Below are 16,669 nucleotides of genomic sequence, written 5' to 3' on the forward strand. Positions count from 1 at the left end.
TCAGGCCTCCGGAGCTTCGAACTTGGAGGTGCGCTGCATGCCGGCGGCGCGGCCCTTGCCCGCGACGACCAGGGCCATCTTGCGGCTGGCCTCGTCGATCATCTCGTCGCCGAGCATCGCCGAGCCCTTCTTGCCGCCCTCCTCCGAGGTGCACCAGTCGTACGCGTCGAGGATGAGCTCGGCGTGGTCGTAGTCGTCCTGCGAGGGCGAGAACACCTCGTTCGCCGCGTCGACCTGGCCGGGGTGCAGCACCCACTTGCCGTCGAAGCCCAGCGCCGCCGCACGGCCCGCGACCTCGCGGTACGCGTCCACGTCACGGATCTGCAGGAACGGTCCGTCGATGGCCTGGAGGTCGTGCGTGCGGGCCGCCATCAGGATGCGCATCAGGATGTAATGGTACGCGTCCGCCGGGTAGCCGGGCGGCTGCTGGCCGACGACCAGGGTCTTCATGTTGATCGAGGCCATGAAGTCGGCCGGGCCGAAGATCAGGGTCTCCACCCGCGGCGAGGCGGCTGCGATGTCGTCGATGTTCACCAGGCCCTTGGCGTTCTCGATCTGCGCCTCGATGCCGATGCGGCCGACCTCGAAGCCCATCGTCTTCTCGATCTGGGTCAGCAGCAGGTCCAGCGCGACGACCTGCTGCGCGTCCTGGACCTTCGGCAGCATGATGCAGTCGAGGTTCGGGCCCGCGCCCTCGACGACCGTGATGACGTCGCGGTACGTCCAGTGCGTCGTCCAGTCGTTCACGCGCACGACCCGGGTCTTGCCCGTCCAGTCGCCGTTGTTGAGCGCGTCCACGATGTGGTGCCGGGCGCCCTCCTTGGCAAGCGGCGCGCACGCGTCCTCCAGGTCCAGGAACACCTGGTCGGCCGGGAGGCCCTGGGCCTTCTCCAGGAACCGCGGGTTGGATCCGGGGACCGCCAGACAGGAGCGGCGCGGGCGCAGACGGTTCACAGGGGCAGTCATGCGGGGACCTCCAGAGGGTCGAGCTTGTTCGCTTTCCGGATCTCGTCGACGATACGGCCGATGATCTCGGTGATGCCGAAGTCCTTCGGGGTGAAGACGGCGGCGACGCCGGCTTCGATGAGGGCGCGGGCGTCGGCCTGCGGGATGATGCCGCCGGCGATCACCGGGATGTCCGGCGCGCCGGCGTCCCGCAACCGGTGCAGTACGTCCGGCACCAGCTCGGCGTGCGAGCCGGACAGGATGGACAGACCCACGCAGTGCACGTCCTCGGCCAGGGCGGCGTCGGTGATCTGCTCGGGCGTCAGCCTGATGCCCTGGTAGACCACCTCGAAGCCGGCGTCCCTCGCCCGTACGGCGATCTGTTCGGCCCCGTTGGAGTGCCCGTCCAGGCCCGGCTTGCCGACCAGCAGGCGCAGCCGCCCGACACCCAGGTCCCCGGCGGTGCGGGCGACCTTCTCGCGGACCGCTGCGAGCGGGGTCCCCGCCTCTGCGGCGACGGCCACCGGAGCGGAGGAGACGCCGGTCGGCGCCCGGAACTCACCGAACACGTCGCGCAGGGCCCAGGCCCACTCGCCCGTGGTGACGCCCGCCCGCGCGCACTCGACGGTCGCCTCCATCATGTTCTCGGTGCCCGCCGCGGCCTTCTTCAGGGCCGTCAGGGACTCGGTGGCCCGGGACTCGTCGCGGTTGTCGCGCCACTCGTGCAGCGCGGCGACGACCCGTGCCTCGTTCTCCGGGTCCACCGTCATGATCGCGGTGTCGAGGTCGGCGGTCAGCGGGTTCGGTTCGGTCGTCTCGTAGATGTTGACGCCGACGATCTTCTCCTCGCCGCCCTCGATCCGGGCCCGCCGCACCGCGTGCGAGGACACCAGCTCCGACTTGAGGTAGCCGGACTCCACGGCGGCCATCGCGCCGCCCATCTGCTGGATCCGGTCGATCTCGGTGAGCGATTCCGTGACCAGGTCGTCGACCTTGGCCTCGACGACGTGCGACCCGGCGAAGATGTCCTCGTACTCCAGCAGGTCGCTCTCGTGCGCGAGTACCTGCTGGATGCGCAGCGACCACTGCTGGTCCCAGGGGCGCGGCAGCCCCAGGGCCTCGTTCCAGGCCGGCAGCTGCACGGCGCGGGCGCGGGCGTCCTTGGAGAGGGTGACGGCCAGCATCTCCAGCACGATGCGCTGGACGTTGTTCTCCGGCTGCGCCTCGGTGAGCCCCAGGGAGTTGACCTGCACCCCGTAGCGGAAGCGGCGCTGCTTGGGGTTCTCGATGCCGTACCGCTCGCGCGTGACCTGGTCCCAGATCCGCCCGAAGGCGCGCATCTTGCACATCTCCTCGATGAAGCGGACACCCGCGTTCACGAAGAACGAGATGCGGGCCACGACGTCCCCGAACCGCTCCTCGGGCACCTGCCCGGAGTCCCGTACGGCGTCGAGCACCGCGATGGCCGTCGACATGGCGTACGCGATCTCCTGGACGGGGGTGGCCCCCGCCTCCTGCAGGTGGTAGCTGCAGATGTTGATCGGGTTCCACTTCGGGATGCGGTTGACGGTGTACGTGATCATGTCGGTCGTCAGCCGCAGCGACGGGCCCGGCGGGAAGACGTGCGTCCCCCGCGACAGGTACTCCTTCACGATGTCGTTCTGCGTCGTGCCCTGGAGCTTGCCCGGATCCGCGCCCTGTTCCTCCGCGACCACCTGGTAGAGCGCCAGGAGCCACATCGCGGTCGCGTTGATCGTCATCGAGGTGTTCATCTGGTCCAGGGGGATGTCCTGGAACAGACGCCGCATGTCACCGAGGTGCGAGACGGGCACGCCGACCCGGCCCACCTCGCCGCGGGCGAGGACGTGGTCCGGGTCGTAGCCGGTCTGCGTGGGCAGGTCGAAGGCGACCGACAGACCCGTCTGGCCCTTGGCGAGGTTGCGCCGGTAGAGCTCGTTGGACGCCTCGGCGGTCGAGTGACCGGCGTACGTCCGCATGAGCCACGGACGGTCCTTCTGACGTTCGGTCATCGTGGACCTCAGACGTTGCGGAAGCGGTTGATGGCGTCGATGTGCTGTTCGCGGAGCTCCGTGTCGCGCACGCCCAGTCCCTCGCGGGGTGCCAGGGCGAGGATGCCGACCTTCCCCTGGTGCAGGTTGCGGTGCACGTCGTACGCGGCCTGGCCGGTGTCCTCCAGGGAGTAGACCTTGGAGAGCGTCGGGTGGATCTTGCCCTTGGCGATCAGGCGGTTGGCCTCCCACGCCTCGCGGTAGTTGGCGAAGTGGGAGCCGATGATCCGCTTGAGCGACATCCACAGGTAGCGGTTGTCGTACTCGTGGTTGTAGCCCGAGGTCGAGGCGCAGGTGACGATCGTGCCGCCCTTGCGGGTGACGTACACGCTCGCGCCGAAGGTCTCACGGCCCGGGTGCTCGAAGACGATGTCCACGTCCTCGCCGCCGGTCAGTTCGCGGATCCGCTTGCCGAAGCGCTTCCACTCGCGCGGGTCCTGGTTGTGCTCGTCCTTCCAGAACGTGAAGCCCTCGGCGTTGCGGTCGATGATCGCGGTCGCGCCCATCTTCCGGCAGATCTCCGCCTTCTGGTCACTGGAGACGACACAGATCGGGTTGGCGCCGCCGGCCAGCGCGAACTGGGTGGCGTAGGAGCCGAGTCCGCCGCTCGCGCCCCAGATCAGCACGTTGTCGCCCTGCTTCATGCCGGCGCCGTTGCGCGAGACGAGCTGGCGGTACGCGGTCGAGTTGACCAGGCCCGGGGACGCGGCCTCCTCCCAGCTGAGGTGCTTGGGCTTCGGCATCAGCTGGTTGGACTTGACCAGCGCGATCTCCGCCAGGCCGCCGAAGTTGGTCTCGAAGCCCCAGATGCGCTGCTCGGGGTCGAGCATCGTGTCGTTGTGTCCGTCGGAGGATTCCAGCTCGACCGAGAGGCAGTGCGCGACGACCTCGTCACCCGGGTTCCACGCGTTGACCCCGGCGCCGGTGCGCAGGACCACACCCGCGAGGTCGGAGCCGATGACGTGGTACGGCAGGTCGTGGCGCTTGGTCAGCTCGCTGAGCTTGCCGTAGCGCTCCAGGAAGCCGAAGGTCGACACCGGCTCGAAGATGGAGGTCCAGACGGAGTTGTAGTTCACCGAGCTGGCCATGACGGCGACGAGCGCCTCGCCGGGCCCGAGTTCGGGCACGGGCACCTCGTCCAGGTGCAGCGACTTGCGGGGGTCCTTGTCGCGGGTGGCCAGGCCGGCGAACATCTCGGCCTCGTCCTTGTGCACGGTCACCGCGCGGTACGACTCGGGGATGGACAGACCCGCGAAGTCCGCGGCCGTGCTGTCCTGCGACTGGATCGCGTCCAGGATTTCCTTCACGGTGATGCCTCCGGCAGATCGGGTCTCCGGCGTCGGGGGAAACGCTCGGAGGACCCCTGTGGTCAGGGGAAAGGTGCGGTGTGGAGGTGTGCCGTCGGTTCGGCGGGTGGTGCGGTGTGCCTGCTCGGTGGAGCAGAAGGGTTTGCCTGTGACGCAGGCGCCCGGGCGCGCCGACACGTGGTCTGCGGGGACAGCCGGCGTACGAGAGGTCTCTGCACGCCGGCCGCCCGGACGCCTTCAACGTATGGCACTGCGTGACAGGTGGCAAGGCACCCAGTGCCAACAATTTCTCTCACTTGTCATCTCGGTGGCACGCATGAGCAACATCATGGGCGGAATGTCCTGGTCCGCCACCTAATCCGGGTGCTACGGCGCGGTGCGGTACACGTACGGCGTCGTCGTGCTGAGGGCCGTGAAGCCCAGCCGCCGCAGGATCGGGGCCGACAGGTCCGTCGCGTCGACCTGGAGGAAGCGGTAACCGTGCCGGGCCGCGACACGGGCGCGGTGGGCGATCAGGGCGCGGTAGATCCCCCTGCCCCGCCACGGCGCCGCGGTCCCGCCTCCCCACAGCCCGGCGAAGCCGGTAGCGGGGTACATCTCCATCCGGGCCGAACTCACCGGTTCGTCGCCGGCCATGGCGACCACCGCGACGAAGGTGTCCGGGGCGTCGGCGAGACGGGCCAGGGTCCGGTGGCGCAGCTGTGCGCCGTCGGTGCCGAAGGCCAGCTCATGGGCCCGGACCATCAGCTCGACCCCGGCCGCGTCGGTCACGTTCCGCAGCCGGACGCCGTCGGGGAGCTCCACCGACGTGGACCGGCCCGCCACCGGTGCCACCAGCAGCGTCTCCGCGGGCTCCGCCTCGAAGCCGGCGGCGGCGAGGAGCCCGCCCAGCCCGGCCGGGCCGTCGTGCGCGTACAGCTTCCACTCGAACGCGCCGAGGCCACGGGCGGTGTAGTGCTCCACCTGTGCGGCGATCGCCGACTCCGCGCGGGCGGGGGAGAGGTCGGGGGCCGTCCACAGGACCCCGTTCCAGTCGTCGGCGCCGCCGGTCTGCCGTACGACGTCACCGACCCGCTCCACGTGGGCCCCGGGGCCGTCGGGCCGTGCGTGCTCACGCATCCGGTGGTCGAAGAGGGCCAGCATCTCGTCAGGTTCCATGCGCGCATCCGAGCACGCGGGACCGCTGCTGACCACCGGGTTTTCCGGACGACGCTGCGTCAACCGGTGCCCTCGGGGCACACGGAAGTGATCTTGACGTAACGCGAAGGACAGGGGTGGGTACGCGATGGGCATACGGGCGCGCGGAGGGAAGCGGAACGGGCGCAGAACCGAGTTCGACGTCCGGAGGACGGCCTTCGGGTTCGTCCTCGCCGGCATCCTGCTCGCCGGGGGCGGGCTCGCCCTGCGCACCGCTCTGCGGAGCGCCGAACGGCATCCGGTCACCGCCGTGACCCTCGCGGTCCTGCTGGTGGCGGGAACCGTCGTGCTCCTGCGCAGGCGGCGGAATCGCAGGAGGACCGCGAGGGCCGCCGCGGCGGTCGTGGAGACCGCCTACGACGTCGTGGACGCCGCCCTGGAGGAAGCGGCCCGGGACGAGGTCCAGGTGACCGAACCCCTTCCGTCCCCGCCGCCGGTCGACTACGCGGCCATGGACCCGTACGAGTTCGAGGAGGCCGTGGCCGCACTCTGCCGGCGCGACGGCTGCCCGGACGCCGAGGTCGTCGGCGGCGCGGGTGACCTCGGCGCGGACGTGGTCGCCACGACGCCGGACGGCCGCCGTCTGGTCGTGCAGTGCAAGCGGTACACGGCCGACAACAAGGTCGGCTCGCAGGACCTCCAGCGCTTCGGAGGCACCTGCTACGTCGTGCACGAGGCCGATGTCGCCGTGGTCGTGACCACGAGTGACTACACCGGGCCCGCCCTGGAGTACGCCGAGCAGTGCGGAATCCTCTGCCTCGGCCTCGACGAGCTCACCGCGTGGAGCGAGGGCGCCGCGCCGCCGCCCTGGTACGCGACCGGGTCCGCGGAGACCGTCGCCGGGACCGAGCTGACCGAGGCCCCGCTCAGTGCTCCTTGAGGGCCTGCTGGATCGTGCGCATGATCTCGTCGAGCGGGGCGTCGGTGCGGGCCACGGTGACCAGGACCTCGCCCTCCCTGGACACCGAGGCGGCCGGCGTCCTCGCGGGCTCGCCCCCCACGGTCCGCCCCGCCCCGATCCCGGTGCCGAAGGTCTCCCGGACGATCGAGAAGGCGTGGTCGAGCTGTGACTCGACGTCACCCTGACCGTCCGCGCGCAGCCAGCGCCGCAGCACGTGGTTGTGCGCGGTCACCACGGCGGAGGCGGCGACCTCCGCGAGCAGCGGGTCGTCATTGCCCACATGGTGGTCGCGCTCATCGAAGTGGCCCAGCAGATACCGTGTGAAAAGCCGCTCGTAGCGGGCCACCGAGGCGATCTCGGCCTCGCGGAGCGTGGGTACCTCGCGGGTCAGCTTGTAGCGCGCCACGGAGACCGCGGGCTTCGCCGCGTACATCTTCATGACCTCCTTGATGCCGCGGCACACCGTGTCGAGCGGGTGCTCGTGCGCGGGGGCGGCATTGAGGACGGCCTCGGCCCTGACGAGGGTGTCGTCGTGGTCCGGGAAGATGGCCTCCTCCTTGGACCGGAAGTGGCGGAAGAAGGTGCGGCGGGCGACCCCGGCCGCCCCCGCGATCTCGTCGACCGTCGTCGCCTCGTACCCCTTCGTGGCGAACAGCTCCATCGCCGCCGCGGCCAGTTCGCGGCGCATCTTGAGCCGTTGGGCGGCGGCCCGGGTGCCGGCGGCGGTTTCCGGGGCGTCCGTCGCGGCGGAGGAGCGGGGGGACCTGGCGGGTTGGGACATGAGGTGAACGTAACCCATCGGTGCAGGGTGACGCGCCCGTGGGGGCGGGTCACCCGTGGGCCCGAGCAACCCGCCCCACCCCGCGCCGGTATCAGCGGCGGGCATATTCGCGGAAGCCGCGCCCCGTCTTGCGACCGAGGCAGCCCGCGGCCACCAGATGTTCGAGCAGCGGTGCCGGAGCGAGCCCCGGATCGCGGAACTCGCTGTGCAGGACCTTCTCGATGGCGAGCGAGACGTCCAGGCCGACGACGTCCAGCAGTTCGAAGGGCCCCATGGGGTAGCCGCCGCCCAGCTTCATCGCCGCGTCGATGTCGTCGAGCGACGCGTAGTGCTCCTCGACCATCTTGATGGCGTTGTTGAGGTAGGGGAACAGCAGCGCGTTCACGATGAAGCCGGCCCGGTCACCGCAGTCGACCGGGTGCTTGCGCACCTTCACGCAGACCTCGCGGACCGTGGCGTGCACGTCGTCGGCGGTCAGCACGGTGCGGACCACCTCGACCAGCTTCATCGCGGGCGCCGGGTTGAAGAAGTGCATCCCCACGACGTCCTCGGGACGGGAGGTCACCCGGGCGACCGCCACGACCGGCAGGGACGAGGTGGTCGTCGCGAGCACGGCGCCCGGCTTGCAGACCTTGTCCAGGGTCGTGAAGAGCTGCTGCTTGATCTCCAGGTCCTCGGCGACCGCCTCGACCGCGAGATCGACGTCGGCGAAGGAGTCCAGCGAACCCGACGCGCTGATCCGGGCGAGCGTCTCGTCCCGGGCCTCCTCCGTCAGCCGGCCCTTGGCCACCGAGCGGCCCAGCGACTTCGCGATCCGCGCCTTGGCCGTGTCCGCCTTCTCCTGACCGCGTGCGGCGAGCACCACGGCGTACCCCGCCTTCGCGAACACCTCGGCGATGCCCGAGGCCATCGTCCCCGAGCCGGCCACGCCCACCGAGGACACGGTCCGTCCGGTGACTGCGTCCGCGCCCGCCTTCGGGGTCAGGGCGTCCGGCACCACGGTCCGGCTGCCGGGGGCGTCGTAGGTGTAGAAGCCGCGGCCCGCCTTGCGGCCGGTCAGACCGGCCTCGCTGAGCTGCCCGAGCACGGGCGCCGGGGCGTGCAGCCGGTCGTGGGACGCGGAGTACATGGCCTCCAGGACCGTGCGGGCCGTGTCGATGCCGATCAGGTCGAGCAGGGCCAGGGGGCCCATCGGCAGCCCGCAACCGAGCTTCATGGCGGCGTCGATGTCCTCACGCGAGGCGTAGTTCGCCTCGTACATCGCGGCTGCCTGGTTGAGGTAGCCGAACAGCAGACCGTCCGCGACGAAACCCGGCCGGTCGCCGACGGCCACCGGCTCCTTGCCCAGCTCACGGGCGAGCCGGGTGACGCTCTCCACCGCGGGCGGCGCGGTCAGCACGGACGAGACCACCTCGACGAGCTTCATGGCCGGCGCCGGGTTGAAGAAGTGCAGGCCTAGGACGCGCTCGGGGTGCTGCGACTCGGCCGCCAGCCGGGTCACGGAGAGGGCGTTCGTGCCCGTCGCCAGGATCGTGGCGGGGGAGACCACCGCGTCGAGCTCGCGGAAGACCTGCTGCTTGATCTCGTACGTCTCGGGCACGACCTCGATGACCAGTTCCGCGTCCGCGGCGGCCCGCAGGTCGGAGAACGTACGGAACCGGGCGAGGACGTCCCGCCGCTCCTGCTCCGTGATCCGCTCACGGCGCACGGCGCGCGCGGTGGAGGCCTCCAGGGAGGCGACGGCCTGACGCGCCGCGGCTTCGCTGATGTCGATTCCGATGACCTCGCGGCCCGCACGGGCCAGGACCTCGGCGATGCCGGTGCCCATGGTGCCGAGGCCGACGACGGCAATGGTGGTGAGAGGGGTGTCCATCACGGGACTCCAGGGTGAGTGACGACTGTGAGGAGCACGGCGGCGCGCGTGTGGATGGGGATCAACCGGCGCTCGGTGTGCGGAATTTGCGTGTCGTGATGCTGTGAGAACACGGTCCCGGGCGCGCAGGGCGCTCGGGTGAGGGTGACGGGCTCCGTCCCGAGCCACGTCGCACGAACTGCCGAACCGACAAGCACTCCGGGTGGCTGCGTCACCAGGCCACCGGAGCCAGCGGGTGTGTGTCCCGCTCACATGAGACTAACCGGCGAGTAACGAGCGCGCCAGCCCTGGCCGCCTGTGCACTGGCACACAGTTCGGCGAACACCCTGCGTGCGCGTCACTAAACTCACCGTCATGGATGAGGAGTTCCGCTCACTGACGGACAGGCTCGGCGACGAGGCAGGTGGGTCCGAGGACTTCCGGAGGCTGCTCGCCACCGAGGACGCCGAGGAGCTCGCCCTGGTGCTCGTCGAGCGTGAACGCCCCCTGTGGGCCCGCGAGATCGCGGCGTTCCGGCTGGGATGCGGAGGCGACCGCCGCGCCTTCGAGACGCTGGTCCTGCTGCTCAACCACCGTGATCCCGAACGCTGCGTGTCCGCGGCGCACGCCCTGCGCCTCCTCGGTGACCCCCGGACCCCCAGGGCGGCTGCCGCGCTCGCCACCAACAGCCTGCGCACGGGCTACGCCCTGTACCCGGTCCGGCTGCTGGCCGCCCTGCGCGCCCCCGAGTCCGTGCCCGCCCTGGTCAGCACCCTGCACCGGCTCCTGACCCCCGGCGAACCGCACTGGCGCGTCGCGCTGGCCTGCGTCGAGGGGCTGGGGAGCCTGGAGGACTCCAGGGCCCGCCCCGTCCTGGAGGCGGCCCTGCCGCACCCGCGCCTCGGCGCGGCGGCGGAGGAGGCGCTCAGGCAGCTGCCGGAGGGGTGAGGGGGTGTGTGTACCGGACCTCCGGTACCCGGGCACCGCCCGCCTCGAAGGTCTTTTCCGCGCCGTCGGGCCGGAACCCGGCCCGCTCGTAGAAGCGCCGGGCCCGTACGTTCTCCTTCAGCACCCAGAGGGTGATCGCGTCGAACCCCGCTGACAGGGACCGCGCCGTCACCTCGCCGAGCAGCGAACGCCCGATGCCCGCACCGACGCGGTCCGGGCGCACATAGATCGCGTACAGCTCCGCGCTCCCGGGCCGGACGTCCTCGTCGCGGCACGGTCCGTAACAGGCCCAACCCGTCAGCTCGGCGTCGGGTGCCTCGGCCACCAGGTTCACCGACCCTCCCTCAGCCATGAGGTGGGTGCGCCGCCGCTCGGCGTCCTGGGCCGGGTCCATCGCGTCCAGGTACGCCGACGGGATCAGCCCCGCGTACGCGCGTTGCCAGCCGCGCACCCGGATCTCCGCCACCGCGGCGCAGTCGGCGAGGGCCATGTCGCGTATGCGCACGCCGGGGGCGTACCCGGGGACGGTCCGTGTGATCATGCGGACCATCCTGGCGTACGCCCCCGGTGAGGGGCGGGCGATGCGTCAGCCGCGGAAGCCGAGCAGCCCGTGCAGCGCGCTTCCCCTCGTGTTCGCCTTCGCCTTCGCGGCCGGCGCGGCCTTCGGCTCGGGCAGGGCGTCGCAGACCGCTTCCGCACCGCTGCCGCTCCCGGCCGGCAGGCTGCCGTCGGTGAGGTAGCGCACCAGGTGCGCGTCCAGGCATCCGTTGCCGCTCAGTGTGATGCCGTGGTTGCCGCCGCCCTGCTCGACCACGAGGCCCGACCCCTCGAGCCTGCGGCTCATCGTGACCCCGCCCTCGTAGGGGGTGGCCGCGTCGTCGGTGGCCTGGAAGATCAGCGCGGGCGGGATCGCGTCGTTGCCGACCTGTACGGGCTCCAGCGGCTCCACCGGCCAGGTGGCGCACGGGGCGTTGTACCAGGTGTTGTTCCAGGTCATGAAGGGCGACTTGCGGTGTGCCTGCCAGGTGTCGTTGCGCCAGGTGCTCCAGCTCCGCGGCCATCCGGCGTCGCGGCACTGCACGGCCGTGTAGACGGAGTATCCGTTCTCACCGGCCTGGTCGACGGCGGCGAAGTCGTCGTACGCCGTGGCGAGCGCCTCCTGGTCCTTGTCGTTCACGTACGCCGCGAACGCCTCGGCCAGACGCGGCCAGTAGCCGTCGTAGTAGCCGCCGGGCAGGAACGTGTCCTCCAGTTCGCCCGGCCCGACCCTGCCCGCCGCGGGGTGCTTCTTCACCGCGTCGCGCATCCCGTACCAGGCGGCCTCGACCCGGGCGGGGTCCTTGCCGAGCCGGTAGGTCGCGTCGTTCTTCGCCACCCACGCGGCGAAGGCCTTGTGGCGGGCGTCGAACGCGTGGTCCTGGGCGAGGTTGTCCTCGTACCAGACGCCGTCCGGGTCGACGACCGAGTCCAGCACCAGGCGGCGGACGCGCTCGGGGAACAGCTTGGCGTAGACCGCACCCAGGTAGGTGCCGTAGGAGTAGCCGAAGTAGTTGATCTGCCGGGCGCCGAGGGCCCGGCGGATGACGTCGAGGTCCTTCGCGGCGCTGACGGTGTCCATGTACGGCAGCAGATCGCCGTGCTTCTCGCCGCACGCGGCGGCGAAGGACGCCGCGCGGTTGCGTGCCGTCCTCTCCGCCGCGTAGGAGTCCGGCACGGAGTCGGGGCGTACGGGGGCGAAGTACTTCGGCAGGCAGTTCAACGCGGGGGTGCTCTTCCCGACCCCGCGCGGGTCGAACCCGATCACGTCGTACTGCGCGGCCAGCTTCGCGGGCAGCGCGGACGCCACGAAGCCCGCCATGGAGAGTCCGCTGCCGCCGGGGCCGCCGGGGTTGACCAGCAGGGGGCCCTGCGAGGTCTTCGCCGTGTGCGGGATGCGGGAGAGGGCGAGGGTGACCGGCATGCCTGACGGGTTGTCATGGTCGAGCGGAGCCCGCACGGTCGCACACTGGAGCCTCGGATACGACTTCGTCCCGCAGCTCGTCCACGTGAGCGGCGCGGCGGCGCGTGGTGCCGGCGTGCCCGCGTCGGCGGACACGGTGGACGGTGCGGACGCGGTGGACGGTGCGGCGGTCACCAGACCCGCGACCGTGGCACCGACGGCGACCAGAATTCCTGCACGTTTCGTCATAGGGCCTCCCGGGGCCGGGGATCGTGGCTGTGGATGGCACAGCCCCGGCCGCATGCTTCCCGGATCCGGCCGCGGGAGGACACGTGGCGTCCGGAGTTGACCCGTTCGGTGAGGAGGCGGCGTGCGGTCAGAGCAGTGACAGCTGAGTGGGGCCGGGCCCGGAGGCGTCCACGGCCGGAGCCGGTGCCGGGGTCTCGCGGGTGATGCGGCGGGCGCCGCCCCGGTCGGCGGGGCCGATGCCGAACTCGGCCGCCAGTTCGTCGACCCGGCGGGTGATGTCGCGTTGGTACCAGGTCGGCGCGTAGGCCCCGTCCGCGTACATCCGCTCGTACCGCTCCACCAGGTGCGGATGGCGGCGGCCGAGCCACTGCATGAACCACTCGCGGGCGCCCGGCCGCAGATGGAGGACGAGCGGGGTGACGGAGGTCGCCCCGGCGGCGGCGACCGCGCGGACCGTGTCGCGCAGCTGATCCGGGCGGTCGCCGAGGAAGGGGATGACCGGCGCCATCAGGACCCCGCAGCCGATCCCGCTGTCCGTCAGGGCGCGGACCACGTCCAGCCGGCGTTCGGGGGAGGGGGTGCCGGGCTCGACCGTGCGCCACAGCTCCTGGTCGGTGAACCCGACGGAGACGGAGACGCCTACCTCCGTGACCTCGGCGGCCTGCCGCAGCAGGTCGAGATCGCGCAGGATCAGCGTGCCCTTGGTCAGGACCGAGAACGCGTTCGCGTGGTCGCGCAGGGCCCGGATGATGCCGGGCATCAGCCGGTAGCGGCCTTCGGCCCGCTGGTAGCAGTCGACGTTCGTGCCCATCGCGATGTGCTGGCCGTGCCAGGTGCGGGAGGCCAGATGGCGGCTCAGCAGTTCGGCGGCGTTGACCTTGACGACGATCTGGGAGTCGAAGCCGAGCCCCGTGTCCAGGTCCAGATAGCTGTGCGTCCTGCGGGCGAAGCAGTACACGCAGGCGTGCGTGCAGCCCCGGTACGGGTTCACGGTCCATTCGAACGGCATGCGGGAGGCCCCGGGCACCCGGTTCACGATCGAGCGGGCCCGGATCTCGTGGAAGGTGATCCCCCTGAATTCGGGGGTGTCGAAGGTGCGCGTCGTCACCGCGTCCGCGGCGAAGAGCGCACCACTGCCTTCTTTTGCGGTGTTCTCCGCAAGATTGTCCCAGCGCATGAACGCCTCCTCGGTAGCACTCCGCAGAGAATAGAACATGTGTTCCCTTGATCGTGTGCGGCGGAGTGCGGGACCCGATTTTGAGGGGCCCCACCCGAGGTGGTTGGCTCAGCAGCACCCCGAACAACCGAGTGCTGGAGGAGCAGGCATGGCGCAGGTCGAGGCCACGACAGAGCGGATCATCGCGGCGGACGCAGAGACGGTGTTCGATGCGCTGGCCGACTACGAGGAGGTCCGGGGCAAGGTGCTGACCGGGCACTTCAGCGAGTACGAGGTCCGCGAGGGCGGAGACGGTGAGGGCACCCTCGTCCACTGGAAGCTCCAGGCCACGAGCAAGCGGGTCCGCGACTGCCTGCTCGAGGTCACCGAGCCCACCGACGGGCAGCTGATCGAGAAGGACCGCAACTCCTCGATGGTCACCACCTGGACGGTCACGCCCGCGGGCGAGGGGAAGTCCAAGGCCGTCGTCTCCACCGTGTGGAACGGTGCCGGAGGCATCGGAGGCTTCTTCGAGAAGACCTTCGCGCCCAAGGGGCTCGGCCGGATCTACGACGAGCTGCTCCGGAACCTCGCCGCCGAGGTCGAGAAGTAACCCTGCTCCTCCCGCTGTTGGCGTTGCGGCCGGCCTCACCGGAACGGGTGGTTTTCCGGGGCGGCCGGTTGCGCGCCGCAGTGCCTCCCACCGGCGCATAAGCCCTCCGGGTGCGCCGTGTGCGCGCCCGGTCACGTTTGCCCCGCCTTGCCGCCTGGTGCGACAAATGGGCGGCGCAGGTGCGACGAGGGGAGCGTCACGTGGTGGGTGGGATCACTCTGGTGAAGGACGAGCCGGGAGGCACGGAACACGGCCGGGGGGAGCCCGGCACCGTGAGGAAGTCCGGGCCGCCCGCACCCGCCGCCGCCGCCGGGCCGTCCGCACCGCCGGACGGGATCAGCCCCCGCAGGGTCCGGCTGGTCTTCCTCGGGCTGATGCTCACCCTGCTGCTCGCGGCGCTCGACCAGATGATCGTCGCCACCGCCCTGCCGAAGATCGTCGGTGAGCTGCACGGCCTGGACCGGATGTCCTGGGCGGTCACCGCCTATCTGCTCGCCTCCACGATCGGCCTGCCGATCTACGGAAAGCTCGGCGACCTCTTCGGCCGCAAGGGCGTCTTCCAGTTCGCGATCATCGTCTTCATCATCGGATCGGCCCTCGCCGGCTGGTCGCGCACCATGGACGAGCTCATCGCCTTCCGGGCCGTCCAGGGCATCGGCGGCGGCGGGCTGATGATCGGCGTCCAGGCGATCATCGCCGACATCGTCCCGGCCAGGGAGCGCGGCCGGTACATGGGCCTCATCGGAGCCGTCTTCGGCCTGGCGTCCGTGGCCGGTCCGCTCCTCGGCGGATTCTTCACCGATCACGCCTCCTGGCGCTGGTGCTTCTACATCAACGTCCCGTTCGGCGTCGTCACCCTCGCCGTCATCGCGCTCGTGCTGAAACTGCCCAAGCCCGCGGTCCGCCCCCGCCTCGACGTGCTGGGGGCCCTGCTGCTGGCAGCCGCCTCGACCTGCCTGGTGCTGCTCACCAGCTGGGGCGGCACGGAGTACGCCTGGGGTTCGCGCACGATCCTGGGGCTCGCCGCGGGAGCCGTCGGAACGGCCCTGCTGTTCCTCGTCGTCGAGCACCGCGCCGCCGAACCCCTCATCCCCCTGCGGCTGTTCCGCGATCCGGTCTTCAACGTCACCTCGCTGGTGGGCGCGGTCGTCGGGGTCGCGCTGTTCGGGGCCGCCAGCTACCTGCCGACCTACCTCCAGATGGTCGAGGGGGTGTCCGCCACCGAGTCGGGGCTGCTGATGCTGCCCATGATGGGCGGCATCGTCATCGCCTCCGTCGTCTCCGGGCAACTGGTCTCGCGCACCGGCCGCTACCGCGTCTACCCCCTCGTGGGCGCGGCCGTGTCCTCCGTCGGGATGTGGCTGCTCTCCCTCCTCGACACCGGGACCTCCGCGCTGGAGTACGGCCTCTGGCAGGCCGTCCTCGGCATCGGCATCGGCCTCGTCATGTCGATCCTGGTGCTGGCCGTGCAGAACTCCGTACGCCCGTCCGACCTCGGCACCGCCACCAGCGCCCACAACTACTTCCGGCAGATCGGCGGAAGCGTCGGCGCCGCGATCTTCGGCACCCTCTTCGCCGGGCGGCTCGCGGACGCGCTCGCGGTCCGGCTCCCCTCCGGCGCCGATCTGCCCGACCCCGAGTCGATCACCCCGCAGCTGGTCCACACCATGGAGCCCGCACTGCGCGACGCCTACATCCAGGCGTACGCCGACGCGATGCCGCGGATCTTCCTCTATCTGGTGCCGGTGCTTCTGCTCGGCCTCTTCCTCGCCTTCTTCCTCAAGGAGAAATCGCTGGTGTCCCACCACACCCCGCAGACGGCCCCCGACCCGGCCGCGGAGCACTCCACGGTCCCCCTGGCCCGCACCGACCCCGGCCCGTCGCAGCCCGGCGCCCTCCCCGGGACCCCGGTGCGCGGACGCGTCCAGCACCCCGACGGCACCGAGGTCGGCCGGGCCGCGCTCACGCTCATCGACGGCCAGGGGCGGCAGGTCGGACGCGGGGCGAGCGGCGCCGACGGGCGGTACGCGCTGAGCGCGCCCGGCACCGGCTCCTACGTGCTGATCGCCGCCGCGGGCGGGCATCAGCCGCAGGCCGTCAGCGTCACGGTCGGCGAGCGGCCGGTGGAGCTGGACGTGGTCCTGGGCGGGGCGGGACGGCTCGCCGGAGCGGTCCTCACACCCGACGGCGCGCCCGTCCGCGACGCCGCGGTCACGCTCACCGACGTACGGGGTGACGTCGTCGCGACCACCCGGACCGGGCGCGAAGGCGCCTACGTCATCAGCGAGCTGGTGGCCGGTGAGTACACCCTGGCCGCCAGCGCCCCCGCCTTCCGCCCGGCTGCCCTCCCGGTCAGCGTGCAGGCCGCCCGGGAGACCAGGCAGGACATCGAGCTGGCGGGGGGTGCCGTGCTGCGCGGGATCGTACGCGCCCCCGGCGGACGTGCCGTCGAGGACGCCAGGGTCACGCTGCTCGACGCAGCGGGCAACGTGGTCGACACCCTCACCACCGGTTCCGACGGGGCGTTCCGGTTCGTGGACCTGTCCACCGGTGAGTACACCGTGATCGCCGCCGGCTACCCGCCGGTCGCCACCGTGCTCCAGCTCCCCGGAGGAGGACGGACCGAACGCGATCTCCAGCTGGGACACGAGGACTGAGGGCGGTCGTGCGGAAGGGGGTGCGCGGACTCGGCCGTGCACCCCCTTCCGCACC

The 16,669-nt window shown here is 71.2% G+C and carries 13 protein-coding genes; 4 read left to right on the forward strand and 9 right to left on the reverse strand.

Translation table 11 applies throughout. From position 1 onward, the window contains the following. The 4 genes from IA22_RS0120465 to IA22_RS0120480 form a co-directional block, all read right to left on the reverse strand. Positions 1–966 (reverse strand): HpcH/HpaI aldolase/citrate lyase family protein, encoded by a 966-nt coding sequence (locus IA22_RS0120465; protein WP_015579478.1) that lies wholly within the window; start codon positions 964–966, stop codon positions 1–3. Next, entirely contained in the window at positions 963–2,975 is a 2,013-nt protein-coding gene (locus IA22_RS0120470) for a protein meaA (protein ID WP_030124393.1), read from the reverse strand. Before IA22_RS0120470 ends, IA22_RS0120465 begins: the two co-directional genes overlap by 4 nt. Positions 2,976–2,983: 8 nt before the next feature. Then, positions 2,984–4,321, reverse strand: coding sequence for a crotonyl-CoA carboxylase/reductase (gene ccrA / locus IA22_RS0120475; RefSeq protein WP_014153038.1), 1,338 nt, complete (start codon positions 4,319–4,321; stop codon positions 2,984–2,986). Positions 4,322–4,687: 366 nt separating this feature from the next. Further along, positions 4,688–5,479 carry a GNAT family N-acetyltransferase gene (locus IA22_RS0120480; RefSeq protein ID WP_030124394.1) on the reverse strand — a complete coding sequence of 264 codons (792 nt, stop codon included), beginning with the start codon at positions 5,477–5,479 and terminating at the stop codon, positions 4,688–4,690. A 127-nt stretch (positions 5,480–5,606) separates the two neighbouring features. Here IA22_RS0120480 and IA22_RS0120485 point away from each other — a divergent pair, with 127 nt between their 5' ends. After that, a complete protein-coding gene (locus IA22_RS0120485; RefSeq protein WP_030124395.1) occupies positions 5,607–6,398 on the forward strand; it encodes a restriction endonuclease in 792 nt (263 codons plus the stop codon). On the opposite strand, the gene IA22_RS0120490 is transcribed toward IA22_RS0120485, so the two are convergent. Further along, on the reverse strand, positions 6,385–7,200 hold the full coding sequence (locus tag IA22_RS0120490; RefSeq protein WP_015579481.1) for a TetR family transcriptional regulator: 816 nt from the start codon (positions 7,198–7,200) through the stop codon (positions 6,385–6,387). The genes IA22_RS0120485 and IA22_RS0120490 overlap by 14 nt on opposite strands. A gap of 91 nt (positions 7,201–7,291) precedes the next feature. After that, complete coding sequence (locus tag IA22_RS0120495; protein ID WP_030124396.1) at positions 7,292–9,073, reverse strand: 3-hydroxyacyl-CoA dehydrogenase family protein; 1,782 nt, start codon at positions 9,071–9,073, stop codon at positions 7,292–7,294. A 354-nt stretch (positions 9,074–9,427) separates the two neighbouring features. Here IA22_RS0120495 and IA22_RS0120500 point away from each other — a divergent pair, with 354 nt between their 5' ends. Next, on the forward strand, positions 9,428–10,000 hold the full coding sequence (locus IA22_RS0120500; protein WP_245229591.1) for an adenylosuccinate lyase: 573 nt from the start codon (positions 9,428–9,430) through the stop codon (positions 9,998–10,000). Here IA22_RS0120500 and IA22_RS0120505 read toward each other — a convergent pair. From IA22_RS0120505 to IA22_RS0120515, 3 genes are all read right to left on the reverse strand, one after another. Beyond that, positions 9,978–10,541 carry a GNAT family N-acetyltransferase gene (locus tag IA22_RS0120505; RefSeq protein ID WP_030124398.1) on the reverse strand — a complete coding sequence of 188 codons (564 nt, stop codon included), beginning with the start codon at positions 10,539–10,541 and terminating at the stop codon, positions 9,978–9,980. The two genes, IA22_RS0120500 and IA22_RS0120505, sit on opposite strands and share 23 nt — an antisense overlap. A gap of 45 nt (positions 10,542–10,586) precedes the next feature. Then, on the reverse strand, positions 10,587–12,188 hold the full coding sequence (locus IA22_RS0120510) for an alpha/beta hydrolase (protein ID WP_030124399.1): 1,602 nt from the start codon (positions 12,186–12,188) through the stop codon (positions 10,587–10,589). A gap of 127 nt (positions 12,189–12,315) precedes the next feature. Further along, positions 12,316–13,365, reverse strand: a complete 1,050-nt coding sequence (locus tag IA22_RS0120515) for an Rv2578c family radical SAM protein (protein WP_030124400.1) — start codon at positions 13,363–13,365, stop codon at positions 12,316–12,318. Positions 13,366–13,513: 148 nt separating this feature from the next. Here IA22_RS0120515 and IA22_RS0120520 point away from each other — a divergent pair, with 148 nt between their 5' ends. Both IA22_RS0120520 and IA22_RS0120525 read left to right on the forward strand, forming a co-directional pair. Next, positions 13,514–13,957 (forward strand): SRPBCC family protein, encoded by a 444-nt coding sequence (locus tag IA22_RS0120520; protein WP_030124401.1) that lies wholly within the window; start codon positions 13,514–13,516, stop codon positions 13,955–13,957. Positions 13,958–14,157: 200 nt separating this feature from the next. Beyond that, on the forward strand, positions 14,158–16,614 hold the full coding sequence (locus IA22_RS0120525; RefSeq protein ID WP_030124402.1) for an MFS transporter: 2,457 nt from the start codon (positions 14,158–14,160) through the stop codon (positions 16,612–16,614). The last annotated feature ends 55 nt before the right edge of the window (positions 16,615–16,669 follow it).

Source organism: Kitasatospora papulosa (assembly GCF_000717245.1).
Classification (GTDB): domain Bacteria; phylum Actinomycetota; class Actinomycetes; order Streptomycetales; family Streptomycetaceae; genus Streptomyces; species Streptomyces papulosus.

Bases quoted from the DNA above. Each gene is read 5' to 3' on its own strand.
- IA22_RS0120470 (WP_030124393.1), bottom strand. From the start codon at position 2,975: ATGACCGAACGTCAGAAGGACCGTCCGTGGCTCATGCGGACGTACGCC.
- IA22_RS0120495 (WP_030124396.1), bottom strand. From the start codon at position 9,073: ATGGACACCCCTCTCACCACCATTGCCGTCGTCGGCCTCGGCACCATG.
- IA22_RS0120510 (WP_030124399.1), bottom strand. From the start codon at position 12,188: ATGACGAAACGTGCAGGAATTCTGGTCGCCGTCGGTGCCACGGTCGCG.
- IA22_RS0120490 (WP_015579481.1), bottom strand. From the start codon at position 7,200: ATGTCCCAACCCGCCAGGTCCCCCCGCTCCTCCGCCGCGACGGACGCC.
- IA22_RS0120480 (WP_030124394.1), bottom strand. From the start codon at position 5,479: ATGGAACCTGACGAGATGCTGGCCCTCTTCGACCACCGGATGCGTGAG.
- IA22_RS0120500 (WP_245229591.1), top strand. From the start codon at position 9,428: ATGGATGAGGAGTTCCGCTCACTGACGGACAGGCTCGGCGACGAGGCA.
- IA22_RS0120485 (WP_030124395.1), top strand. From the start codon at position 5,607: ATGGGCATACGGGCGCGCGGAGGGAAGCGGAACGGGCGCAGAACCGAG.
- IA22_RS0120515 (WP_030124400.1), bottom strand. From the start codon at position 13,365: ATGCGCTGGGACAATCTTGCGGAGAACACCGCAAAAGAAGGCAGTGGT.
- IA22_RS0120520 (WP_030124401.1), top strand. From the start codon at position 13,514: ATGGCGCAGGTCGAGGCCACGACAGAGCGGATCATCGCGGCGGACGCA.
- IA22_RS0120465 (WP_015579478.1), bottom strand. From the start codon at position 966: ATGACTGCCCCTGTGAACCGTCTGCGCCCGCGCCGCTCCTGTCTGGCG.
- IA22_RS0120505 (WP_030124398.1), bottom strand. From the start codon at position 10,541: ATGATCACACGGACCGTCCCCGGGTACGCCCCCGGCGTGCGCATACGC.